This window comes from Oceanicaulis sp. LC35, assembly GCF_052055585.1.
Classification (GTDB): Bacteria; Pseudomonadota; Alphaproteobacteria; order Caulobacterales; family Maricaulaceae; genus Oceanicaulis.
This window is the reverse complement of sequence record NZ_CP170485.1, coordinates 1,000,944-1,023,418: the sequence shown is the minus strand read 5'-3', so window position 1 is coordinate 1,023,418 and position 22,475 is coordinate 1,000,944. Positions and strand designations below refer to the sequence as shown.

The window sequence follows — 22,475 nt, the reverse complement described above, 5'->3', positions numbered from 1 at the left end:
ATCTGACGCCAGTTCACGTCAGTTCCGCCTGTGGCGCAAGCCATGATTAACGAGACATTGCATCCCGAACCGCATCCACGCGGGAGCGCCCGACCGGCGCCTCGCCCCCGTTGACGAGGCTGAGCGCATACCGGCTTCCGGGCCGGGTCAGGAGCGCTTCGACCTTGGCCAGGTTCACGGCATAGGAGCGATGGACCCGCAGAAGGGCGTCTCCCGCCTCTTCCAGCACCGCCGCCAGCCCGCGCTGATCGAGCAGCCAGTCGCCGCCGCAGCGATGCACCTCGGTGTAATTGCCCGCCGCTTTCAGGAACACGATGTCCTCGAGCGCGACGCGATGCATCCGGCCCGTGGACTGCACGCTCAGCACCGCCTGCCGGGGCTGCGGCGCCGTCGGTGCGGCTTGCCGCGCCGGTGACAGAAGGTCCGGGGAGCGCACCATCCACACCCCGAAACCCACCGCCGTCAGAGCGTACACGCCCAGATCGATGAACCAGCCCGGCGCCACGAAATTAACCGCCAGCAGACCTGCGATCAGTCCGCCAATCGCCCAGGCATTGCGGTCCTGACGCCAGCCGGCCACCAGGCACCAGACCAGCCCCGCCCCCAGTAACGCCATCGTGGACAGGATGATCTTGCCGTCATAGCCGTCGTAAACAATCACGCCCGCCAGCGCGCCCAGAACGCCTGCCGCGCTGACGCTCCACAGCCAGCCCCGGCCCAGCGACCACCGTTGGACCAGGAAGGCCAGAACACCCAGACAATAGAGCGTCATCCCGATCAGGATCACCGCCTGGCGCGGCTGGTGCCAGCTATAGGGATAATTGACATAGGCGCGGGACATCTCCGCCAGCGCGGCGATGACGAGCGCGCCAAGACCGGCCGCCAGCCAATACAGCGCCTTGTCAGAGCGGTCCTGTCCCAGACGGATCAGCCCCACCGCCAGCACGGCCAGAACACCCGCCAGTCCCAGCGTCGGCGCATAAAGGCGCAAGGATCGTCGCGCATCGGCGCGATACGGCGTCACGCCCATTGTTTGCAGGATGACGGCCGGATCATAGCCCGCGCGCGTGCTGGACACGTCTAGCTCGATGATATTGCCGTCGGGGCGGATCAGGTTTGAGGGAAGCGCGATCAGGCTGTCGATCGGCCCGGCGCGCTCATCCCCCTCCGGGCCAAGCGGGCGTCCCTTGGCGCCCACAGCCTCGCCATTCAGAAAGGCCTCGGCGGAAAACGGCCCGGACAAAGCGAGCGCCATCGGGGCGCCGGTCTCAAACGCCTCTTCCGGAGCCTCCCAGCGGAGCCGGATCGTTCCGGCTTCAGGGTCAAGGCTCCACAAAGTGGCTGTCCGCCAGCCAGAAGCTGTGTCCGGTGTGACGATCTCGACCTCCTCGGCCAGCCAGATCGGTGGTTCTTCCCCCGGCCAGGGCGCCATCAGCAGAAGCGCTGTGACCAGCGCAGCCAGCGCCGCCTCCCAGGGTCGCAGGGCCTGTCCTAGCCGGACTGTCAGAGCCTTGAGCCGTTCACCCTGCATTTGAGACGTTCGTCCTTTTCAAGTTTTCGCGGCGCGAAACCGCCTGCACACAGAAGGCGTTGGCGGTCTCCGCCTCTCCCCACGCAAACGACAACAAGGACGCGTTCAATGCAAACCTTCATTGCCGCACTCGGCGCCGCCGCCCTGATCACCCTGCCGGCCTGCGCCCAGAGCCAGACCGAAACCGCGCAGGCGATCTTTGATCAGTTCGCCCAGGGCTATCCCGCCCTCAACGCCACGGTGATGGTCAATGGCGAGATCGTCTTTGAAGCCGAGGGCGGCACGATGCGCAGCGAACGCGACGGCGTCGATACGGACTATAACGTCTATTCAACCGTGAAAATGATGACGGGCCTCGCTTTCGCGCGCCTTGAAGCCCATCACGGGCTGGACCTTGACCAGTCCGTGCGCGGCATCGATCCGGCCCTGCCCGACAGCTATCAGGATGTGACCCTGCGCCAACTGCTCAGCCATACGGCGGGCGTGCGCAATTATACCGGCGACGCCGACTGGCTGGCCTTCAGCGATCGTCGCTGCGAAGTCCCGGCGGATGCGCTGGGCCATTTCATCCATGATCCGCTGATCGATGCGCCGGGCGCCCGCCACGAATACACCACCTATGGCTTCGTGCTTTTGAGCCATCTTCTGGTCGAGTTGACCGGCGAAGACAGCTTTGACGCCGCCATGCACGCCACGCTGGGCGATGTCTATCTGGCGCACAAGGATGCTGTGGATGCAGACAAGGCCACGCCCTATTTCGATGCCGGTGACGGGCTTGAGCCCATGCCTCTGTCCGCCGAGTGCAAGTTCGGCGGCGGCGGGCTGATCGCCTCGAGCCGTGATCTGGCGCGCTTTGGCGCTGCGCTTGCGGCCGGCGATTTGCTGAGCCTTGAAGAGATCGACGCCGCCTTCCAGCCCATCCAGACCAATGGCGGAGATGTGGTGAGCTATGTGTACGGCATGGAAGCGGGTTTTGAGCCCAGCCTGAACCTGCACTACGCCGCCCATTCGGGCGGCAGCCCGGGCGGCCGCAGCTTCGTGATGGCCTATGTCGAGCCGCAAGTGGTTGTCGCCACGACCGGGAATGCGGAAGGCGAGAACCATTATCCGCTGGCTCTGGCGCTGGCTGATCTGTTCGCAGGATACGCCCAGTAAGGTCATCGGGCGCCCGGATCGCTCCGGGCGCCCGACCCAGACGGACACCAATGCGATCGCTGCAGGACAACCGCAAAGGGCCGCCTGAAGGGTGCGATCCGGACCAGCCTCCGCTCACATGGCGCTGATCACGGATCAGCACCGACCTGAAAACGCGTCAGCGGGAAAATCGTTCAGCGAAGCTGCAATCACAGATCGGGCGGCGCATCGGCGTGACGCCACATATAGCGCGCCAGATACGAGCGATAGGGCGCAAACCGCGAGGCGGTCCGGACCGTCTTGCGGCGCTTGCTGGTCAGCTTTTCCAAGGTCTTGCGCGCGGTTACATCGCCATCGGGCCAGATGTCCGGCTCACCGAAATAGAAGATATTGGCCATGTCCGCCGTCCAACGGCCCACGCCCCAGATCTCAACCAGCCGGTCTGATCGCGCTTGCGGCGGCAAGGCGCGCAAGGCGTCTGCTTCCAGCGCGCCCTGCCGATTGGCCTCGGCAATGGCGATCAGGGTTTTCACCTTGGCCCCTGACAGGCCGCAGCTGCGCATCTGATCCGCCTGATCCTCGCAAAAGACCTCCAGCAAGCCCTCCGGGGCTTCACTGAGGGCTGCAACGCGGGCCCAGATGGAGGCCGCCGCCTTAACGCTCAATTGCTGCCCGGCTACCGACCGGCACAGGGACACGGGGAAAGCCAGGCTCGGCGCAGCCCATGGCGACAGCACGCCCTGCCGCTCAATCGAGTGATGCAGCTCGGGGCTCAACGCTGCAGCGGCAGACAGACAATGATCATGGACATGCTGGGTCATGCCCCTATCGGGCCCTTCAGATCTGAAACGGTCAACTGCAGGCGACACATTCGAGTCTGCAATTCATTCTCATTGTGTGTTGATATTGAGAATGACCCGCATTAAGGAGATCGCACGATTTCAAACGGGGTTTCCTTATGTCTTTCCGCACTTCCCTTCTGGGCGCCTGCGCGCTGATGACCCTCGCAGCCACGGCGCACGCCCAGTCTGAACCGAACGCTCAACCTGAATCCGAAGACGTGATCGTCGTGACCGGCGCGCTCGGGACCTTTGGCGCGACTAAGTCCAGCGCGCCGATCCTTGAGACCGCGCGGTCGGTGTCGGTTGAAACCTCCTATGATTTCATCTCGCGCGGCGCGCTGAACCTCAGCGACACGCTGAACTACACGTCCGGCGTTCTGGGGCAGGCCTATGGCTTTGCGACGCGCGGCGACTTCTTCACCGTGCGCGGCCTTGATGTGCCCGAATATCGCGACAACCTTCAGGCGCTGTTCGGCAATTACAACAACACCCGCCCCGACCTTTACACGATCGATCAGGTGGAAGTGCTCAAGGGTCCGGCCTCGGTGCTCTATGGCCAGGGCTCTCCGGGCGGCATCGTCAACCTGGCGTCCAAGCTGGCCGGTCCCGATCTCGGTCAGGAGATCGTGGCGAGCTATGGCACCCATGACCGCGCCGAGCTGGCGGGCGATTTCAGCACCACGCTGATCGAGGACACGCTCTATGCCCGCTTTGTCGGCGTGGTGCGCGACAGCGACACCCAGGTCGATTACGTCAATGACGACGCCATTGCGCTGGCGCCGTCGCTCACCTGGACGCCGGGCGAGAACACCGAGATCAACCTGCTGTTCAACTATGACGACCGCGACGGCGACGCCGCCGGCCAGTTCATTCCGCTGACCGGCACCTATTATCCGAGCGCCACCGGCGAGACGATCGAGCCGAGCACCTATCTGGGCGAGCCGGGCTTCAACACCTATGAGACGGATTCCACCGCCCTCACCGTGATCGGCAGCCACCGCCTCAATGACATCTTCACGCTGGAAGGCACTGCACGCTGGCGCGATTCCGGCTCGACCTATCGTCAGAGCTGGGTGGTGTTCGCTGGTACGGGCGTGCCGCGCATCCTGCCCAATGGCGACGCCCTTTATGGCCGCCGCTGGTATGACAGCGAAGCCAGCTCCAAACAGCTCGCCTTTGATACGCGCGTTCGCGCTGACTTCATGACGGGCGCCTTCGAGCATGAGGTTCTGGCGGGCGTGAACTACCAGAATGTCGAGCTGGACAGTGAGTCCTCCTACCTGGTTCAGGGCACGATCAACGTCTTCAACCCGGTCTATGGCGACGGTCTTCCGACCCAGGCCGAGATCGACGCCGTGCGCACCTTTACCTCCAGCGAGACCGATTATTGGGGCTTCTACCTGCACGACCAGATTTCGTGGGGGAACTGGATCTTCAATGCCGGCCTGCGCGCGGATGAAGTCAGCAATGAAACCGGCGCCGTCAGCCAGGACGATGACGCCATCACCTATTCCGTCGGGCTTCTGTACGCCTTCGACAACGGCTTCTCGCCCTATGTCAGCTACGCAGAATCCTTCGAGCCGGTGATCGGCATCGACGCCTTCAACGGCCAGGCGCTGGAACCTCAGGAAGGCGAGCAGGTCGAGATCGGCATCAAGTATCAGCCGGTCGGCACCCGCACCTATCTGACGCTGGCATATTTCGACATCACCCAGACCAACCTTCCCAACCCGGTCGCCCTGCCGACCGCGCCGTCCCAGCAGGAAGGCGAAGCAAGCGTCACCGGCTTCGAGCTGGAAGGCGTGACGAGCTTTGATCTGGGCGTGGGCGAGCTGAAGCTCGACGCCGCCCTGACCCTTCTGGACACTGAAGACGCCAATGGCGTGCCCTTCTCGGTCATCCCTGACGAACAGGCGTCGCTCTGGGCCGAGTTCCGCCCCGCCGTGCTCGACAATCTGCGTGTCGGCGCAGGCGTGCGCTATGTGGGCGAGCGGGAGAGCAATGGCATCAGCATCGTCAATGGCGACCGCGTGCGCATCGTCTCTGACAGCTACACCCTCGCCGACCTGCTGGTCGCGTATGAGCTTGAGGACTGGAGCGTGGCTCTGAACGTCCGCAACCTCTTTGACGAGGAATACTATGGCAGCTGTCTGGCGCGGGGCGATTGCTTCCCGGGCGAGGAGCGCACTGTCAATCTTCGCGTTGCAAAGCGCTTCTAGGATCGAGTGCTGAGATCGTGTCGACCTCTTCGATTTTAGCACTGATCGTCGGACTGGCGCTGGGCCTTCTGGGCCTGGCGCTGGTTCGGCAGTCCTGGCTCAGGCGTCAGAGCGCGCACACCGGCCTGTTGATGGCCGGCTGGGCCCTGATGATCATCGCAACGGGACCCCTGGTCTATGCGCTTGGCCCGGATCTGGGCGTCACCACAGCCTTTATCGCCCCCATGTTGGGCGCGATGGGCTTGATGACGCCGGGCATGATCCAGATCGTCGGCGCACCCTCCTCCACTGCGACCACAACAGCGCCGAGCCTGCGACCGCGCTGGTTCTCGAGCCTGCGCACCATTGCGGTCAGCCTGCTGGCGGGCCCGGTCGCGCTCGGAGTGACGCTGATCGCCTCGATCGCGATTTTCCGTCTGACCCGGCTGATCGGCTGGTCCATGCCGGACGGCCTTCTGGTCGTGTTCCTGTTTGCGCCCATAGGCTGGGCGGCCCTGGCCGTGGTTTGCGCCCTTGAGGCGCCCTTGCGCTGGCGTTGCGCCGCGCTGGCCGGCCTCACCGCCGCCTTCGCTATTCTGGCGCTCCTCCTTCCGACATCCGTTTCGTGAGACCATCCATGGCCGCCTCTGCCCGCACCTCTGTCTGGCCCGACCTTTCCGCCAAGCTGGTGGCGCGCATGCTGTCGGCCCATGCCGGGATCGGCGTCATTCTGGGCGCGCTTCTCTACATCGTCTCGCTGAGCGGGGTGCTGGTCGTGTTCCACGCCGAGTTCGCCCGCTGGGAGCAACCGCATATCACAGAGATGCAGCGCGCCTCGCCCGAGCTGGCGCAAAGCGCGGCGCAGGCCGTGCTGGACCATGCCCGCGCTGCAGGGGAAACGCCGCATGAGATCATGATCTTCATGCCAACCCCGGATTCACCGCGTCTGGCGGGCGGCTATGAAGACACCTACTGGTTCATCGATGAAGAGGCCAATCTGGGCGAGCCCATTGATCACGGCTTCTCCGAGTTTCTCATCGGGATGCATTACTATCTGCACCTGCCCTCCACGCTCGGTCTGATCGTGGTCGGCCTGATGGGCGTGATGATGATGGCGCTCGTGATCTCGGGCTTTCTCGCTCATCCGCGCGTTTTCCGGGACGCCTTCCGCAGCCACAAGCCCGGCAATGGCCAGCTGAGCCTCGCGGACCGGCATAACCGCCTGTCGGTCTGGGGCGCGCCGTTCCATGTCATGATCCCCTTGACCGGCGCAGCCCTGGGCCTCGCCACCATCACCGCGCTGGTGCTGGCGCAATCAGAGCCGGACATGACCGTCACCGACATGTTCGACACGGTATTTGGCGCGGGCGCCGAACAGGCCGCCCCCGCCGGCCCCCTGCCCGATGCGGCGCAGGCCCTGCGCGTGGTCGAGCAGGACTTCGCAGCCGAGGGGCTGATCCCGTGGATCGTACAGATCCACCATCCGGGCGAGGACGAGCAGACGCTGCAGATCCTGACCGCCGCGCCCGACCGTCTGATCTTCGGCGAATATCTGCAATTTGCGCCGGACGGGAGCTTCATCGGCCAGACCGGGCTTGATAATGGCGCGTTCGGCCAACAGGCCATGGCGTCCGTCTACAATCTGCATTTCGGCAATTGGGGCGGGCTGTCCATCAAGCTCGTCTATGTCGCCCTCGGTCTCGCTTTGTGTGTGGTCTGCGTCAGCGGCGTTCAGCTCTGGCTGCACAAACGGGCGCGCAAATCCGGCCCGCAACCGCTTCTGGAGCGCGCCTGGATCGCGCTCGTCTGGGGCCCTGTCGCCCTGATCGGCCTGTGCCTGACCCTCGACCGGGTGCTGGGCGTTCCTGATGGCCTGCTGGCGCCGGTGTTCTGGATCGGCCTGCTGGCCGTGACAGGGATCGGCATGCTGGTCCCGTCTCGCGCGCAGCTATCTCTGGGATTGAAGCTGGGCGGCGCCGCCCTCATCGTGATCGGCGCCAGCGCGCATTTTCTGGCGTATGGCGTCGAGGGCTATCAATCCCCTGCCGCCTGGGGCGTTTTCCTGGGCATGATTGCTAGTGCGCTGGTTCTGGCGGGCAATGCCTTGATCAATGGCCGTCAAAACGCCGGGTGCGCCTAGAGCAGGACGACGTTCTCAGAGCTGCGCGGGATGGGATCCATCAGATCTGGCGGACAACTCAGCCAGCCCGTCATTTCACCCCAGCGCTGAAAACCCCGCGCGGCATAGTTCCGGTCCCGCAACAACTTGACCATCAGCGCCGCTTTCTTTGAGTTTCGGGGCCCGGTGATGTAGGCGATCAGGACCGTCGGCGGGATATACATACTGACCGACAAGGCCAGCTCGGTATACTCGAAGGGATGCCGTCGCAGAGTCGCCGCGCGATAATCAATGATCAGGCCCTGAACAGGTTGCGCCACAAGCCGCAAACCCATCCGCCGCACCCCGGCGACGGACTGGTCAATCGTAACATCCGCGCCGATCGCCAGATACCAGACCCTCGGGCGTTCACAGATCAACTGATTGGCAAAGACAGGACGGCTCATCCGACCTTCCTGCCTGATTATATTTTAATAACGTCTGAGCGACTTGAGCGGCAGGGTGAGACCTCAACCCTGTTCAGCCGAGCCCGAAGGGCTCGCAAAGCCAAAGACCGCGCGCAGTAAGGCGAGGGAGAACAGGAAACTCGAGCCCAAGGGGCTCGCAAGCGCGAACGCGCGCCCGCAGCGAAGCGAGGATCGACCGAGCGGAGCGAGGGAGAACCAGAAACAGATGGTGCGGGCGGCCGGAATCGAACCGGCACGGGCGTTACCGCCCAACGGATTTTAAGTGCATATGCTATATCGCCCACCAAGCGTACGCACAATCCCGGTCACATCCCCTGCAAAAGTCTGCGCTGACGCCAGACCGAGGAGAAGCGCTGACCGGGATGGACGAACGGGGCAAAGAAGCTTGCGTTAAACTACGGTGACTGTTTGCGCAGGGTCTTGTTGCATGGGGGTTGGGGAGAATGCACTCAAATTTCCCGAAGCCGAGCTTCGGTTTCGACACATCTTAGAGAGAAAAATCTTCAGGTCATGCTCAAGGAACCGACGATGTATTTCCTTAGCTATGGCTTCATCTTTCAACCTCCGACTAATAACAAGGTCTGTCACGTAGAGGAACCTTCATCTTTGGAGTTCGCTGGCAGTGGCAGGAGAGAGCAGATCCGCCACTGCAATGAGGCACTCGCGTCCACTTTCTGGATCAATGTCCCGAAGCGCGGCATCAATTCGCGAATGGCGATAGTTCTCATAGCCAAGCCGCCGCGATTTCTTGCGCAGCCTTCGCGCGGTCCTATCGCGTTCATCTTGTGGGAAATCTGGCTCGGACTTCAGCCTCGACCGGATTAACGCGAGTAGGATTGTCTGCGCACCGTCTGCGACAGCAAGAGCAACTAAGCCGCTGAGACCCCTTTCCAGGATTGCCCAACCATTCGGCTCTCGGCTCGCTTTGAAAGCCCAATCAAGTAGCAGCTTGCAATATCCAATCGTTTCGTCCGGCTTTAATTCAAGCTGATAGGCAAGCCGGGTCATATCAAACAGCTGATCGGTAACGCGGAAAGCTTCGATCCACGCGACCACTTCTTTGTCCGCGGGAATCCACGAAAACGCGCTCGCTATCCAAAAGGCATGTTTGCGTAGCTCGCGCCTCGTATGGTTGGCGCAGGCAGGAGCTGTCGTTAAATAGAGCAGCACCTTCGTAACGTGTGATAGCCAGTGGGTGAGGTCGAACACAAACTGTGAACGGCGTTCTATTGTCGTCTGAAGAAGCTTGCGTTGGCTGATTGCTAGTTGGTCAGCCCAGCCTTCCAAGTGCCGAAGAATCCGTCTGGCTTGCTCATCTTCGGCGGGCCGTTCCACCAATATTTCGCTTAGTCGCTGTAACGCTCTCGCAGTCGTATCATCACTTGTCAGGCTGTAAAATGCTCCGAGCGTACTGCTATGTGGGATGCCAAGCGCCGCGTCTGGCGTCTGAATCACGAGGGTAGCAATAAGGGTGACCTGTTTTTGGATTTCCGAAAGGGTGTGGCTGACCTCGTAATGGTCTGACGCCAAGAGCGTGCTAAAAAGTTTGGAAAGCTCACCAACGGAAATACCCGTTGCGACGCCGCTTAAGTCACCCTTCGCAGTTCTGGCGAGCGACGAAATGGCCGTAACTCCAAGCGCATCAATTATCGTATGAGTCTCTTCCGGCTTTGCTCTTTCGACGACTGCGCGGGCTACCGCGCCGAGCTGTCGTATTCCGTTCATGACAACGTCAGCGAGCTCGGTCTCTGCCAAGCGCTTCAGATCACTTGATAGATAACCTGCAGCTAGCGAAGTTTCGCTGTAGCTTGCATGATCTTGTCCGTAGTCTACTTCAAGATATGCCACTGCAATACCTGCGTAGGCATCTAGGACTTGGATGATCTGTTGCTCGTCACCTCGCTTCAAGCCAATGGCAATTGTTTGGCGCAGATGCTCCAAAGAATGGGTGATGAATTCATCGCCTGAGAGCGGATTCGCGAAAAATGGGGTATGTTGAAAGAAGGTCAGGCCTTTTGCTTTGATGTATCCACGATTGATGTGACCGATAACCTTTAGTGCCGTTGCAGACGCCTCGTAGTCGCCATGCTCTGCGGCACGATGCGCCATTGAGATGGCGTAATCTACAGCCTGCTTAGACTTGCTCTGCCAATGAGGGTGCCCCCTAAAGAAGAGCAGCATTCCGAAATCGTGGCGTGAAGTGAAAGGGTCTTCTTCATCGAGCGCCGGTAGCGATGCCGCGTACGCGGGGCCAAGACGTCGTGCGTGCTTGCCCCACCGCTTTAAGTCGTCTGTTGCCTCACGAGCCAATATCGCGAGTTGCTTGGATGGATTAACAAGGTTGAGGCTACGTTCGTAGGCCAGATAGAACAGCCAGATAACGTAGACGGTCGCCCAGATTGTCCACCAAACCGCCCACATTGGCTCAAGAAGTAACGGAGAGAATGTCACGCACAACGCGAGCAGAAAGGACGTTCCAAATGCCCCTAAAAGGAACCGGTCACGGCTCAAACGGCGAAAGAGGCCATGTGGCATTCGTTCCACGTTCACCTGCATTGCAAACAAAATAAGCGAAGAAATGACCGCTGTTGCACCGATAAGCCCAGCACCTATCGTGATAGCTACGCTCTCCACCGAATTGGAATCGACTCCGCTTAGCCACTGGCCGATGCCGTATGAGTCTACTTGTACCAACGGATATGCGGTTAGGCCTGCGAGCCCTAAGAGCGTTAAGAAGATCACCCAGTGTAAGAATTGACCGACCAAGTTTGTTGCGCGCGCACGCGCATTGAACCAGCCTAAGTAAACGGCAGTAAGCATTTGTGATTTTTGGACAAGTTTTTTTGACAACCGGATACGCTTAAGTGAGCGAATGCGTATCCGCCTAAATCGTCTTAATATTGTTTTTTTGTAGCTCACTTACAGACCAATATACCGAATACGTGCAGGCACAAAGAACTTATTAACCAAAGTATCTCCCGATTCATCGCTTCGGTCGCAAGGCGACAGCGAAGATCATGCAATACATAGGATTCTATCGAAGCATCGCAGAGTTTCGCCATTGACCTTAGCAGAGTCGTGGTCAGTGATCTTCACCTCAGGGGCACCGGTAGCGGATGCGGCGACGCCCGATTGATATAAGAACAGGTTTCTCGCGTGAGCTTTGAGGCGAGGGTTACCGCCAGAGCTAATACGCGGAGCTCCAGAGGACCTCATTCTGGCCGAGGCAGGGTCGCTTGCCGCCTTTCGGCGAACTATTACAAGCTATATATCGATTTTAACGCCTTAAACTATGGTGCGGGCGGCCGGAATCGAACCGGCACGGGCGTTACCGCCCAACGGATTTTAAGTCCGGTGCGTCTACCAATTCCGCCACGCCCGCAGCGTGTGCTCGTCGAACACCGTTCATCCTGAATACGAAACGGGCCGGACTTTTCCAAGTCCGGCCCGCTGACGTTTCGCAGAAGGGGGAGCCCCTTAGCGTTTGATCTCGTCCTGGCTGGTGATGATCTTGCCGCACAGGCCGTATTCCACAGCGTCCTTGGCGGACAGCCAGAAATCACGATCGGTGTCTTTCTCGATCTGCTCGAGCGATTTGCCCGTGGCGTCGGCGAAAATCTGGTTCAGACGCTGGCGCATGGAGCGCATTTCGCGAACCTGGATCTCGATATCGGACGCCATGCCGCCGGCGCCGCCGGACGGTTGGTGCAACAGGAAGCGGGTGTTGGGCAGCGCGTAACGGTCTTCTTTATTGGCGCCCACATAGATCAGCGCCCCGGCGCTCGCCACCCAGCCCGAGCCGAGCACGATCACGCGCGGTTTGATGAACTTCATGGTGTCGTGGATCATGTCGCCCGATTCCACATGACCGCCCGGCGAGGAGATGACCATCAGGATCGGGTCGTCAGACTTGGCCGCCAGCGCGAACAGCTGGGCGCAAACCTCGCGCGCGGTCTTGTCCGAGATGCCCCCGGTGATCAGGATGGTCCGGCTTTCAAAGAGCGCCTTGCCCACATAATCGGGGGTTTTCGGCGCGTCCTTGTCTTCGCCGTCTTCGTCGTCATTGCGGATGATCGGGTCGGTATAGCCGTAAGACATCGGCGGCGGTCCTCAAATCAGGCTGGGAGCCCTGAGAGTTCAGGGCCGGTAAGGCAGGTTCAGGCCAAAACGTAAGATGGCCCGCGCAGGACGGCAAGCATGGCCTCCAGCGTATTTAAGGCGCGGTTGCCTCGGTGCGCTAATTTGCAAAGCGTTGCAGCGCGCGCTCCACGTCCGCCAGCACGTCCTGATCGGTTCCGCGCGCCACCAAAGCGACGCCGCGGGTGATGGAACCGTCCTCGGCTTCCTGAAACCACGGATAGGAGCCCAGCGACACGGCGGGATAATCGATCTGCAGCTGGCCCACCGCTTCGGCCAGATCCCCCTCGCGGGCGTTTTCGAGCCGCACGGTGACCGAATGGGTGACGGCGCCGCGGGTCAGACGCGGGGCGACGTCTTCCAGCATGCCGCGGGCGATCTTGGGCACGCCCGCCAGCACGAACACGTTCTCAATCTGAAAGCCCGGCGCGCCGGTGACAGGGTTGTCGATCAGCACCGCGCCGTCGGGGATCCGCGCCATGCGCAAGCGGGCGGGCGTGATTTCGGTTTTCGCCTTGGCATACCAGTCTTCCAGAATCGCGCGGGCGTCATCGCGCACATCGATGGAGCAGCCAAACGCGGCGGCGACGGCGTCCGCGGTGATGTCGTCATGGGTCGGGCCGATGCCGCCCGTGGTGAAGACATAATCGCAGCGCGCCGACAGGGCGCGGACCGCCTCGATAATGGCGTCCTGATCATCCGAGACGATACGCACTTCTTTCAGACCGATGCCCAGCGGCGCCAGGAATTCGGCGATCTGCTGCACATTGATGTCGCGGGTGCGGCCCGACAGGATTTCATCGCCGATAACGACAATCCCGGCGCTGACAGTGTTGCTCTCGGTTTCGCTCATGGCCGCCCTCTCTTGCGTGCGTGGTCGGGCAGACTATGGTCCCGCCCTGCCCGCTCTCCAAGGTCTCGTGATGCGATTTGCCGCCCCGCTCCATCCCGGCGTTCTGATCCAGCGCTATAAACGCTTCCTCGCCGATGTGACGCTTGAGAGCGGGGAAACCGTGACCGCGCACTGCCCCAATCCGGGCTCCATGCTGGGGCTGAAGGATCCGGGCAGCCGCTGCTGGCTCAGCCATACCGACGATCCCAAGCGCAAGCTCGAATACACGCTCGAAGTGCTGGAAGCGGACGGGGCTCTGGTGGGCATCAACACCAATCGCCCTAACGCCCTCGCCGAAGAGGCGATCCGGGCGGGAACCATTCCGACATTGTCCGGCTATGACAGCCTCAAACGCGAGGTGAAATATGGCGTCAATTCGCGCATCGACCTTTTGCTGGAACGCGAAGACCACCCGGCCTGCTATGTGGAAGTGAAGAACTGTCACCTCATGCGCACGCCGGGGTTGGCGGAGTTTCCTGACAGCGTCACCACACGCGGCGCCAAGCATCTGGGCGAATTGACCGAGATGGTGCGCCAAGGCCATCGCGCCGTGCAGCTGTTTATCGTCCAGCGCTCCGATTGCGAGACATTCGCCCCGGCGGACGATCTTGACCCCGATTACGCTCTGGCCCTGCGCGACTCGGCTGCAGCAGGTGTTGAGGTGATCGCATGGGCGTGCGACGTGACCCTGCAAGGGGTCGAGGTGATCCGAGAGATCGAGGTGAGACTGTGAGCGAGACCATTGTGCTGAACCCCGATGACAGCGGCTGGGATCTGCCCGCCCCCTTCCTTCTGCCGGTCACGGTGAAGGCGGAGGATATCGACGATTTTGATCACGCCAATAACTCGGTCTATCTCAAATGGGCGGACCAGACCGCCTGGGCGCACTGGGAGGCGGACGGCTTCACTCGTCAGGACTGCCGCACCGTGGATCGCGGCATGGCGATCCTGCGCACCGAGGCCGATTATCTGGGCCATTGCCGCACGGGCGACGAGATCGCCTGCGCGGTCTGGATCGCCCGTTCTGACGGCAAGCTGCGCGCCGAGCGCTGGTATCAGTTCCGCCGCATTTCGGACGGGGAAACCGTGTTTCGCGCGGTGACCCGGCTGGTCTGCTTCCAGCTTTCAACCGGGCGACCGGCCCGCATGATCGACAGTTTCGCCCGCCATTACGGCAAGCCTTCCGAGGACTTGAGTCTGGCGGCGGACGCGCTGGACGCCGGGCTGAAACGGGGCTGACGCCGGCCGGGCTGCGCATTACAGAGCAGAAAGTTTTCCAGCCGCGAGCACGGGCCTATAGTCCGGCCGTGATTAAGGGGAGACTTTCATGCGTAATCTTCTTGCTGCTGCGGCCAGCGTTATCGCGCTGACCGCCTGCGCGACTGTTCCGGCGACCGAACAGGTTCAGACCCAATCGGCTGCGCCGGTTGTCGCGGCATCTTCGATCGAAGCCCATATCCGCTTTCTGGCCGACGACCTTCTGGAAGGCCGTGAAGCAGGCGAGCGCGGCTATGACATCGCCGCCGCCTATATGGAAAGCCAGTTCCGCCTGATCGGCCTTGAGCCGGGCGGCATGGAGGGCTATCGCGCCCCGGTGCCGCTGCAGGTCATGTCCGCCAATCAGGACGAAGCCAGCTTCATCCTCAACGGAGAAGCCCTGAACCCGGGCCAGGATTTCGTCGTTTCCGCCCATGCCGTTCTGGATGACGCGAGCGTGGACGCGGACGCGGTGTTCGTCGGCTTTGGTCTTGATGCCCCGCAACTGGGCTTTGACGATTACGAAGGCCTCGATGTCGAGGGCAAGATCGTCGTCGTGCTGATGGGCACGCCGGGCGAGCTTCCGTCTGATATCAGCGCACACCTCAACTCCAGCCGCACCAAGGCGCAATACGCCGCCGACAACGGCGCCATCGGCATGATCTCGGTGATGCCCGAAGGCCTGTCCCGCTTCACCTTCGAGCGTATGGCGCCCTATGCCGCAGGCGAGAGCATGACGACCGAAGCCGCCTCCGCCGCCGCCGAGCTGCAGGTGCGCGCGGCCATTTCCGACGCTGTGGCCACGCGCCTTTTCGAGGCCGCAGGCCAGGACTATGCCGCCATGGTCGAAGCCGCCATCAATGGCGAGGCGCCTGAAGGGTTTGACCTCAACCAGGCCCTCTCGATCTCGGCCAAGACCGAGCGTGAAATGGTCTATTCAGACAATGTCGTCGGCGTTCTGCCGGGCTCTGATCCCGCCCTCGCCGACGAGCCGGTGATCGTCACCGCCCACCTCGACCATGTCGGCATCTGCCGCCTGGAAGAAGAAGTGGACCGGATCTGCAACGGCGCGCTCGACAACGCTTCGGGCTCGGCGATCATGATCGAGACCGCGCGCGCCATGGCCGAGATGGACCGCCCGCGTCGCCCCGTCGTTTTCATCGGCCTGACCGCTGAGGAAAAAGGTCTTCTGGGCTCAGCCCACATCGCCGCCAACATTACCCCGGCGATGGAAGGCATGGTGGCCAACGTCAATCTGGACATGCCGGTCATCCGCTATGAGTTCAACGACCTGATCGCCTTCGGCGCCGAGCATTCCAGCCTCGGCCCGATCGCCGAAGCCGCCGTGCAAGGCGCGGGCGCATCGCTGTCGCCCGATCCGATGCCGCAACAGGCGCTGTTCGTGCGGTCTGACCACTACAACTTCGTGCGCCAGGGCGTGCCGTCTGTCTTCCTGATGACCGGCTTCTCCAGCCCCAATCCGGACGATGACGAGGGCCAGGGCTTCCTGAACTTCCTGGGCGGCGACTATCACGCCCCGGGCGATGAAGCCGATGCGGGCGTGATGTTTGATCAGGGCGCCAAGTTCGCCAATATCAACCTCGCCATCATCGACGCCATCGCCAATGCGGACGAGACCCCGCACTGGAACGAAGACAGCTTCTTCGCCCAGTAGACGCCCTCAACTGCGAACGAATGCGCGCCCGGGACCGTGGAACATTCCATCACGGCCCGGGCGCGTTTATATAGGGGTCAGGCAACGAACGGATGAAACGTGACTGACACCGGGCTGGATCTCGACGACGCGCCGACGCGCACTGGGCATATCAAGCGCCACAAGCCGGAAGACTTCGATGGCATGCGCAAGGCCGGGCAGCTGTCCGCGCGCGCACTGGACATGCTGGTCGAGCATGTGAAACCGGGCGTCACCACCCAGGAACTCGATGATCTGGTTCGTGAATTCTATCTCGACCATGGCGCGGCGCCGGCCACGATCTTCTATCGCGGCTACACCAAATCCAGCTGCACCTCGATCAATCACGTCGTCTGCCACGGCATCCCGAACAAGAAACCCCTGCGCGAAGGCGATATCGTCAATATCGACGTGACCTGCGTGCTGGACGGCTGGCATGGCGACACCTCGCGCATGTTCGGCGTGGGTGAGGTCAAGCGCAAGGCGGCCCGCCTTGTGGAAGTGACCTATGAGGCCATGATGCGCGGCATCGAAATGGTCAAACCGGGCAACACCTTCGGTGATATCGGCGCGGCCATCCAGGAATACGCCGAAGCCCAGCGCTATTCCGTCGTGCGTGATTTCTGCGGCCACGGCCTCGGCCGCCTGTTCCATGATGCACCGAACGTGCTGCACTTTGGCGAATACGGCACGGGACCGAAGATCGAGGAAGGCATGTTCTTCACGATCGAACCCATGCTCAATATCGGCAAGCCGGGCGTGAAGATCCTCAGCGATGGCTGGACCGCGGTCACCCGCGACAAATCCCTGTCCGCCCAGTTCGAACATTCGGTCGGCGTCACCAAGGACGGGGTGGAGCTGTTCACCAAGTCTCCGGCCGGTCTCGACCAACCGCCCTGCGGCTAGTCGCCTTGCTGTGACGCGAGTTTATCCTGTCAGTGACGATAGAGATTGAATTCCCGGGCGAGCGCAGCGAAGACCCGGGACCTCCCTCCGCGAAAAGCGCCTTATTCTGATGGAGGCCCCGGCTCGGCGCTACGCTTGGCCGGGGTTTCAGTTTATGGGTAAACGCCAACTTATCCGCCCCCACCCCACCTTCCCCCATACTCGGCCTCGTTCCTTCCAGGGCGGGCGGCCGGCGCGTTCAGGCTGGGAGGGGCGGGGTGTCCCGAGGACAGAGGCTGTAACGCGGCCTTTGTGCGAAAAGGCGGGCAATCACCGGGCGGTCCAGGGCAGCGGCGTCTGATGAGGCGGTGACTGCACCGGCGGCGCGACAGCGCAGAAGTCTCCGGACGGTGATCCCGATAAAACATCTCAAGCGCGGGAGCCGGGTTCGGTTCTCAAATACCCCACTGAAACGCTAGACGCCCCGCTCTCGCGCGACCCGTCTTTGCTCTCCCCCTGCGTCGACGCGCGGGGCTCTTGGCGCATAAACAAAAACCCCGGAGCGTGGCTCCGGGGTTTTGTTGTTCAGATGAAAGCCGGACCTAGACGGTCACGCCTTTAAGGCGCGCCTTGGCTTTTTCCGCACCGATCAGCGGCAGCAGCTCACCCATTTCCGGACCGCGCTGCTGACCGGTCAGCGCCATGCGCAGCGGCAGGAACAGGGTTTTGCCCTTGCGGCCGGTCGCCTCTTTCAGCGCGTTCGTCCACGCGCCCCAGCTGTCAACGGTCAGCTCGCCTTCAGGCAAAAGCTCGGCCGCCTGGGCGGCGAAGTCCGCATCCTCATCGGCGATGGCCGGAGTGACCGGGCCTTCGATCAGGCGCGCCCATTCCACCACATCCTTCAACACGGTGAGGTTGGGGCGCACGGTCAGCCAGAACGCCTCTCCGCCATCCGCATCCAGCCCGGCCAGACGGTCACGCACATCGGCATAGTCCATCGCATGGACCAGCTTGGCGTTCAGGCGCTTGAGCTCTTCAGGGTCAAAACGGGCCGGGGTGCGCGACAGCTTGCCGAAATCGAACTCCTCGGCGAGCTGTTGCAGCTCCGAGCGCACGTCTACAGCGTCAGACGTGCCGATCTTGGCAAGCAGCGAACACACAGCCATCGGCTCAAAGCCGTCGATCTCACGCAGGTCCTCGATGGACAGCGAGCCCAGACGTTTGGACAGCTTGTCGCCATCCGCGCCCACCAGCAGCGCCATATGCCCCATGGCGGGCGCCGAGCCCTTGCCGCCCAGCGCTTCGAAAATCTCGATCTGCGCGGCGGAGTTGGTGACATGGTCCTCGCCGCGAATGATGTGGGTGACGTTGGACTCAAGGTCATCCACCACGCTCGGCAGAGTGTACAGATAGCTGCCATCGGCGCGGATCAGGATCGGGTCAGAGACCGAGCTCGTTTCAATATGGCTCGGCCCGCGCACCAGATCGGTCCACTCGATGCGACCGCCCGACAGCTTGAAGCGCCAGTGCGGCTTGCGGCCTTCGGCTTCCAGCTTGTCCTTCTCGTCATCAGTCAGGCTCAGCGCGGCGCGGTCATAGACCGGCGGCTTGCCCTGGGCGCGCTGGATCTTGCGTTTGCGATCGAGCTCGTCCTCGGTCTCATAGCACGGATACAGAAGGCCCTTTTCGATCAGCTGGGCCTTGGCGATCTCGTATTTGTCAAAGCGCTCGGACTGCTTGAAGGTCTCGTCCCAGCTCAGCCCCAGCCAGGTGAGGTCAGCGCGGATCGCGTCTTCGTTCTCGAGGGTGGAGCGCTCGATATCGGTATCATCGATCCGCAACAGCACCTGCCCGCCCTGGCCCCGCGCGAACAGGACGTTCATCAAGGCGGTGCGCACATTGCCCACATGCAGCTTGCCGGTGGGGCTGGGAGCGAAACGGACTTTCACGGTCATGGATACAGACTCTGATTTTGAGACAGGGCGCACAGGGGCGCGAACTAGAGCGCGGCTTTAGACCGCCGACCTCGCGCCGTCAAACGTGCGAGTGCGAAGAGGCGCTTGATGATTGGCGCGGACAGGGTGATCCTTGCCCCCTTGCCTGGGGAAGAGTGATGAGCCAGCAGCCGCAAACGCCGACGGATCCGGGGCCCAATGGGCCTCAGCTCGATGAGATGCTGGACAGCCTGATGGGCTGGAACCGCAGCTTCATTCACACGCTGAAAGATGGATTTCTTTATCCCGAGCGGGTCGCGGGCGCGGTGCTGCAGCAAGACAATACGCGCTACGCCAACCCGGTCCGGCTAATGGTCTTCCTGTTCGGCATCTACATGACGCTGACCGTCCTGATCGCCGGGCCGGATGCGCAGAATGTGGAAAGCTTCGCCCCGGCAGGACCTGAAATCCTGGATGCATGGCTGATCGGGCAAGGCACAAACCTTGAAGAGGTCAATGCGGTCTGGAGCTTCTGGCTTCAGGTCTTCATCTGGCCGATCACGGTGCTCTCGGCCCTGCCTTACGCCTTGTTGTTCAAGGCCTATGCGCCCAAACGCACACTATACGGCGCCGTGCTGGTCTATCTGACCACGATCAACTCCATGATGGCGGTCCAGAATATCCTGACGCTGATCCTGATGCCCTTCATCAGCAATGAGGCGAACCTCATACTCAGCCTGATCCTGGTGATCGTATATTACTTCTATGTCACCGGGCGGGTGCTTTCGGCGCATTACGCCAGCACCCTCACAGGCACATTACTGAAGCTCTTTTCCTTCGTCCTGTTGACCCCCGTCACCTTAATCCTCACCTTGCTGTTGCAGATCGTCACACTCGATCAGGTGCTGGAGCATCGCTTTGATCTGAATGTGACGGACATCATCGAGCTGAGGGGAGACACAGCGCCATGAATTCTCGCGAAATCCGCCTGACCCAGCATTTCACGGGCCCCGTGAAATCAGACTATTTTGAAATGGCGGAAGTGGAGCTTCCCGAACCGGGCGAAGGCGAGGTCCTCGTCAAGAACGCCTGGCTGTCCGTCGACCCCTATATGCGCGGCCGCATGATCGGGGTGAAAACCTATATCGATCCGTTCGCCGTCGGCGCTCCGCTGGAAGGCGGCGCGGTGGGGCAGGTCGTCGCCTCCAAAGCTGAAGGCTTTGAGGAAGGCGACTGGGTGATGAGCATGAAGGGCTGGCGCGAAGGCTATATCGCACCCGCCAACACGCTGACCAAGATCGACGCCAGCGTCCTGCCGCCCGAAGCCTATCTGGGCGTGGCCGGCCTGACGGGCATGACCGCCTATATCGGCCTCAAACGCATCATCGACCTCAAGCCGGGCGAGACCCTGTGGATGAGCGCCGCAGCCGGCGCGGTAGGGTCCGCAGGGGTGCAGTTCGCCAAAGCCATGGGCGCAAACGTTATCGCGACCGCTGGCGGCGAAGAGAAAACCGCCTTCTGTTCGGAAATCGGTGCGGACGCCGTGGTCGATTACAAGGCGACCGACGATCTGGCAGGCGCCGTGCGCGCCGCCGCTGAACCCTTTGGCGGCGTTGACGCCTATTTCGAGAATGTGGGCGGGGATCACCTCCAGGCCGCGCTCGATGTCATCAAGGCGCATGGCCGCATGGCGGTGTGCGGGATGATCGCGCGCTATAATGATGACAAGCCCCTGCCCGGCCCGACCAATCTGACCCAGATCATCGCCAAGAAGCTGAAAGTCCAGGGCTTCATCCTGTCTGACCATTTTGATCTGCAGGGCGAGTTCATCTCGGATCTGTCTGACTGGATGATGGCGGGCAAGGTGAAGACCCGTGACACCGTCTACGAAGGTATTGATCAGACGCCGGACGCCTTCATGGGGCTCTTCACCGGCGCCAATATCGGCAAGATGCTGGTCAAGCTTTAACGCTGAGCGCGCGGAATCCCGCCTCAGGGCTTCCGCGCACTCGCCGCCTGCATCAGTGCAGGCCCTTGAATCCAAGGACACATCCGTCGCGCGCGTTTTTCTCTCGCCGACACGCCTGTTATACGTCTTGTGAAGACTTTGGCTTTAATGGTTACCCGTATCGTTGTTTGAGACAGGACGGTCCCGATCAAAGGGGGCGAGGGTTTCCATGAACGTAGATCAGTTGAATGCGCGCGCTGAAGGTCGTCTCGCCGGCCTGGTCGGTCTTGAGGTCATCGAAGCCACCCAGACCCGCATTCGCGGCGCCCTCACGGTGCGGCCCGAACTTCAGGCCCCAACCGGTTTTCTGCACACCGCGTCCATCATCGCCATGCTCGATACGCTCGCCGGCTATGGTGCAGGCATGAACATGCCTGATCGCTCCATCGGGTTCACGACGATTGAAGTCTCTTCAAGCTTCTTTGGCACCGCACGCGAAGGCCGGGTCTTTGGCGAGGCTGTGCCCATCCATCGCGGCAGCACGACCCAGGTCTGGTCGGCCAATTGCTGGCGCGAAGGCGACAACAAGGAAATCGCGGTCTTCCGCTGCACCCAGATGGTGCTCTATCCCCAGCGCCGCGGCGACCACAAGGAAGACTAGCCTCTTCCTTTCAGCCCACATCGACAGCCGTCCGTCCCTGAGATCAGGGATCGGCTCAACGCGCACACGATCCGGCGCGGATCTAGGCGCGCCCCTCCCGGGCTGCGCGCTGCATGCGTCCGACAATGCCGCCACCGATCACAGCGGCGACAAAGCACGCCAGCGTGCCGTTTCCGAACATGTGAACGAAGCCTGCATAGGACAGGCAGGTCGCAGCGACCGCGAGGCCGATAGCGCTGATTCTGTTCAGCCATGAGACAGGTGCGTAGGTCATGGTTTCCTAACAGCAAACAACGGGCCGTTTTCGTAGCCATTTGTTTACCATAGCGCGTAATTTCCCGTTAGGACTGCAAACCAATTCAGCGGATACGCCTGTATAGCCTTGCAATCAGGGATCAGAATCGCGCTTCATGGCGCTGTCCAACGTTGGCGGGTTGCGATTCCCACGCTCCGCCTTTTCAAACCAAGGGGGGAACCCTGATGAATAAATCTGAACTCGCCAAAGCCATCGCCGACAAAGCTGGCATCACCAAAGCCCAGGCAAGCGACGCCATCGATGCGTTCGCAGACGCCATCGTCGGCGCAGCGAAGTCCAACGACTCCGTGCAGCTGGCGGGCTTCGGCACCTTCCACGCCAAACACCGCGAAGCGCGCGAAGTGCGCAACCCGCGGACCGGCGAAAAAATGATGTCCAAAGCCAAGACGCAACTGGCCTTCCGCCCGGCGTCTGCGCTGAAAGACATCTAAGCGTTTCCCGCCCTCGGGCGGATATGCTGA

Annotated in this window: 20 protein-coding genes and 1 tRNA gene; 12 read left to right on the top strand and 9 right to left on the bottom strand. The window is 61.7% G+C overall.

Annotated features, from left to right (window positions below; genetic code table 11):
- Positions 1 to 46: 46 nt before the first annotated feature.
- Positions 47 to 1,531 (bottom strand): LytTR family transcriptional regulator DNA-binding domain-containing protein, encoded by a 1,485-nt coding sequence (locus tag ACFELO_RS04775; protein WP_440959428.1) that lies wholly within the window; start codon positions 1,529 to 1,531, stop codon positions 47 to 49.
- Between the two features lie 108 nt (positions 1,532 to 1,639).
- On the opposite strand from ACFELO_RS04775, the gene ACFELO_RS04770 reads away from it, so the two are divergent.
- Positions 1,640 to 2,686, top strand: coding sequence for a serine hydrolase domain-containing protein (locus tag ACFELO_RS04770; protein ID WP_440959427.1), 1,047 nt, complete (start codon positions 1,640 to 1,642; stop codon positions 2,684 to 2,686).
- A 188-nt stretch (positions 2,687 to 2,874) separates the two neighbouring features.
- Here ACFELO_RS04770 and ACFELO_RS04765 read toward each other — a convergent pair whose 3' ends face one another.
- On the bottom strand, positions 2,875 to 3,486 hold the full coding sequence (locus ACFELO_RS04765) for a DNA-3-methyladenine glycosylase family protein (protein ID WP_440959426.1): 612 nt from the start codon (positions 3,484 to 3,486) through the stop codon (positions 2,875 to 2,877).
- Positions 3,487 to 3,623: 137 nt separating this feature from the next.
- On the opposite strand from ACFELO_RS04765, the gene ACFELO_RS04760 reads away from it, so the two are divergent.
- From ACFELO_RS04760 to ACFELO_RS04750, 3 genes are read left to right on the top strand one after another with little or no spacing between them, the layout of a single operon-like run.
- Positions 3,624 to 5,726: a TonB-dependent siderophore receptor gene (locus ACFELO_RS04760; protein WP_440959425.1), complete on the top strand. Its 2,103-nt coding sequence runs from the start codon at positions 3,624 to 3,626 to the stop codon at positions 5,724 to 5,726.
- Between the two features lie 17 nt (positions 5,727 to 5,743).
- A complete protein-coding gene (locus ACFELO_RS04755) occupies positions 5,744 to 6,334 on the top strand; it encodes a hypothetical protein (protein ID WP_440959424.1) in 591 nt (196 codons plus the stop codon).
- A gap of 8 nt (positions 6,335 to 6,342) precedes the next feature.
- Positions 6,343 to 7,845, top strand: a complete 1,503-nt coding sequence (locus ACFELO_RS04750) for a PepSY domain-containing protein (protein WP_440959423.1) — start codon at positions 6,343 to 6,345, stop codon at positions 7,843 to 7,845.
- On the opposite strand, the gene ACFELO_RS04745 is transcribed toward ACFELO_RS04750, so the two are convergent.
- The 5 genes from ACFELO_RS04745 to ACFELO_RS04725 form a co-directional block, all read right to left on the bottom strand.
- Complete coding sequence (locus tag ACFELO_RS04745) at positions 7,842 to 8,270, bottom strand: hypothetical protein (RefSeq protein WP_440959422.1); 429 nt, start codon at positions 8,268 to 8,270, stop codon at positions 7,842 to 7,844. The two genes, ACFELO_RS04750 and ACFELO_RS04745, sit on opposite strands and share 4 nt — an antisense overlap.
- Before the next feature lie 621 nt (positions 8,271 to 8,891).
- The gene (locus ACFELO_RS04740; protein ID WP_440959421.1) at positions 8,892 to 11,111 is read right to left on the bottom strand and encodes a hypothetical protein; all 2,220 of its coding nucleotides are present in this window, start codon (positions 11,109 to 11,111) and stop codon (positions 8,892 to 8,894) included.
- A gap of 473 nt (positions 11,112 to 11,584) precedes the next feature.
- A tRNA-Leu gene (locus ACFELO_RS04735) sits at positions 11,585 to 11,673 on the bottom strand.
- 95 nt (positions 11,674 to 11,768) lie between these two features.
- Positions 11,769 to 12,389 (bottom strand): ATP-dependent Clp protease proteolytic subunit, encoded by a 621-nt coding sequence (locus ACFELO_RS04730; protein ID WP_306016800.1) that lies wholly within the window; start codon positions 12,387 to 12,389, stop codon positions 11,769 to 11,771.
- Between the two features lie 139 nt (positions 12,390 to 12,528).
- Complete coding sequence (locus tag ACFELO_RS04725) at positions 12,529 to 13,281, bottom strand: competence/damage-inducible protein A (RefSeq protein WP_440959420.1); 753 nt, start codon at positions 13,279 to 13,281, stop codon at positions 12,529 to 12,531.
- 70 nt (positions 13,282 to 13,351) lie between these two features.
- On the opposite strand from ACFELO_RS04725, the gene sfsA reads away from it, so the two are divergent.
- The 4 genes from sfsA to map all read left to right on the top strand — a co-directional run bounded on the left by sfsA (position 13,352) and on the right by map (position 17,176).
- Positions 13,352 to 14,053 (top strand): DNA/RNA nuclease SfsA, encoded by a 702-nt coding sequence (gene sfsA / locus ACFELO_RS04720; protein WP_440959419.1) that lies wholly within the window; start codon positions 13,352 to 13,354, stop codon positions 14,051 to 14,053.
- A complete protein-coding gene (locus ACFELO_RS04715; protein ID WP_440959418.1) occupies positions 14,050 to 14,559 on the top strand; it encodes an acyl-CoA thioesterase in 510 nt (169 codons plus the stop codon). Before sfsA ends, ACFELO_RS04715 begins: the two co-directional genes overlap by 4 nt.
- A gap of 88 nt (positions 14,560 to 14,647) precedes the next feature.
- Positions 14,648 to 16,252, top strand: coding sequence for a M28 family metallopeptidase (locus tag ACFELO_RS04710; RefSeq protein ID WP_440959417.1), 1,605 nt, complete (start codon positions 14,648 to 14,650; stop codon positions 16,250 to 16,252).
- 99 nt (positions 16,253 to 16,351) lie between these two features.
- Positions 16,352 to 17,176: a type I methionyl aminopeptidase gene (map, locus tag ACFELO_RS04705; protein WP_440959416.1), complete on the top strand. Its 825-nt coding sequence runs from the start codon at positions 16,352 to 16,354 to the stop codon at positions 17,174 to 17,176.
- Positions 17,177 to 17,757: 581 nt separating this feature from the next.
- On the opposite strand, the gene gltX is transcribed toward map, so the two are convergent.
- A complete protein-coding gene (gltX, locus tag ACFELO_RS04700) occupies positions 17,758 to 19,110 on the bottom strand; it encodes a glutamate--tRNA ligase (protein ID WP_440959415.1) in 1,353 nt (450 codons plus the stop codon).
- Positions 19,111 to 19,268: 158 nt separating this feature from the next.
- Here gltX and ACFELO_RS04695 point away from each other — a divergent pair, with 158 nt between their 5' ends.
- The 3 genes from ACFELO_RS04695 (at position 19,269) to ACFELO_RS04685 (ending at position 21,698) form a co-directional block, all read left to right on the top strand.
- Positions 19,269 to 20,060 (top strand): hypothetical protein, encoded by a 792-nt coding sequence (locus ACFELO_RS04695; RefSeq protein WP_440959414.1) that lies wholly within the window; start codon positions 19,269 to 19,271, stop codon positions 20,058 to 20,060.
- Positions 20,057 to 21,058, top strand: coding sequence for an NADP-dependent oxidoreductase (locus ACFELO_RS04690; protein ID WP_440959413.1), 1,002 nt, complete (start codon positions 20,057 to 20,059; stop codon positions 21,056 to 21,058). Before ACFELO_RS04695 ends, ACFELO_RS04690 begins: the two co-directional genes overlap by 4 nt.
- A 208-nt stretch (positions 21,059 to 21,266) precedes the next feature.
- On the top strand, positions 21,267 to 21,698 hold the full coding sequence (locus ACFELO_RS04685) for a PaaI family thioesterase (protein ID WP_440959412.1): 432 nt from the start codon (positions 21,267 to 21,269) through the stop codon (positions 21,696 to 21,698).
- An 82-nt stretch (positions 21,699 to 21,780) separates the two neighbouring features.
- Here the strand turns inward: ACFELO_RS04685 and ACFELO_RS04680 are convergent, their stop codons facing one another.
- The gene (locus ACFELO_RS04680; RefSeq protein WP_440959411.1) at positions 21,781 to 21,972 is read right to left on the bottom strand and encodes a hypothetical protein; all 192 of its coding nucleotides are present in this window, start codon (positions 21,970 to 21,972) and stop codon (positions 21,781 to 21,783) included.
- A 206-nt stretch (positions 21,973 to 22,178) separates the two neighbouring features.
- Here ACFELO_RS04680 and ACFELO_RS04675 point away from each other — a divergent pair, with 206 nt between their 5' ends.
- Positions 22,179 to 22,445, top strand: a complete 267-nt coding sequence (locus ACFELO_RS04675) for an HU family DNA-binding protein (protein WP_009801323.1) — start codon at positions 22,179 to 22,181, stop codon at positions 22,443 to 22,445.
- Positions 22,446 to 22,475: the final 30 nt, after the last annotated feature.

Excerpts from the sequence above, each read along its gene's own strand:
- ACFELO_RS04675 (WP_009801323.1), top strand. The coding sequence starts at position 22,179 with ATGAATAAATCTGAACTCGCCAAAGCCATCGCCGACAAAGCTGGCATC.
- ACFELO_RS04690 (WP_440959413.1), top strand. The coding sequence starts at position 20,057 with ATGAATTCTCGCGAAATCCGCCTGACCCAGCATTTCACGGGCCCCGTG.
- gltX (WP_440959415.1), bottom strand. The coding sequence starts at position 19,110 with ATGACCGTGAAAGTCCGTTTCGCTCCCAGCCCCACCGGCAAGCTGCAT.
- ACFELO_RS04775 (WP_440959428.1), bottom strand. The coding sequence starts at position 1,531 with ATGCAGGGTGAACGGCTCAAGGCTCTGACAGTCCGGCTAGGACAGGCC.
- ACFELO_RS04725 (WP_440959420.1), bottom strand. The coding sequence starts at position 13,281 with ATGAGCGAAACCGAGAGCAACACTGTCAGCGCCGGGATTGTCGTTATC.
- ACFELO_RS04770 (WP_440959427.1), top strand. The coding sequence starts at position 1,640 with ATGCAAACCTTCATTGCCGCACTCGGCGCCGCCGCCCTGATCACCCTG.
- ACFELO_RS04765 (WP_440959426.1), bottom strand. The coding sequence starts at position 3,486 with ATGACCCAGCATGTCCATGATCATTGTCTGTCTGCCGCTGCAGCGTTG.
- ACFELO_RS04685 (WP_440959412.1), top strand. The coding sequence starts at position 21,267 with ATGAACGTAGATCAGTTGAATGCGCGCGCTGAAGGTCGTCTCGCCGGC.
- ACFELO_RS04760 (WP_440959425.1), top strand. The coding sequence starts at position 3,624 with ATGTCTTTCCGCACTTCCCTTCTGGGCGCCTGCGCGCTGATGACCCTC.
- ACFELO_RS04745 (WP_440959422.1), bottom strand. The coding sequence starts at position 8,270 with ATGAGCCGTCCTGTCTTTGCCAATCAGTTGATCTGTGAACGCCCGAGG.
- ACFELO_RS04710 (WP_440959417.1), top strand. The coding sequence starts at position 14,648 with ATGCGTAATCTTCTTGCTGCTGCGGCCAGCGTTATCGCGCTGACCGCC.
- ACFELO_RS04740 (WP_440959421.1), bottom strand. The coding sequence starts at position 11,111 with ATGCTTACTGCCGTTTACTTAGGCTGGTTCAATGCGCGTGCGCGCGCA.
- ACFELO_RS04695 (WP_440959414.1), top strand. The coding sequence starts at position 19,269 with ATGAGCCAGCAGCCGCAAACGCCGACGGATCCGGGGCCCAATGGGCCT.
- ACFELO_RS04750 (WP_440959423.1), top strand. The coding sequence starts at position 6,343 with ATGGCCGCCTCTGCCCGCACCTCTGTCTGGCCCGACCTTTCCGCCAAG.
- sfsA (WP_440959419.1), top strand. The coding sequence starts at position 13,352 with ATGCGATTTGCCGCCCCGCTCCATCCCGGCGTTCTGATCCAGCGCTAT.
- ACFELO_RS04730 (WP_306016800.1), bottom strand. The coding sequence starts at position 12,389 with ATGTCTTACGGCTATACCGACCCGATCATCCGCAATGACGACGAAGAC.
- ACFELO_RS04680 (WP_440959411.1), bottom strand. The coding sequence starts at position 21,972 with ATGACCTACGCACCTGTCTCATGGCTGAACAGAATCAGCGCTATCGGC.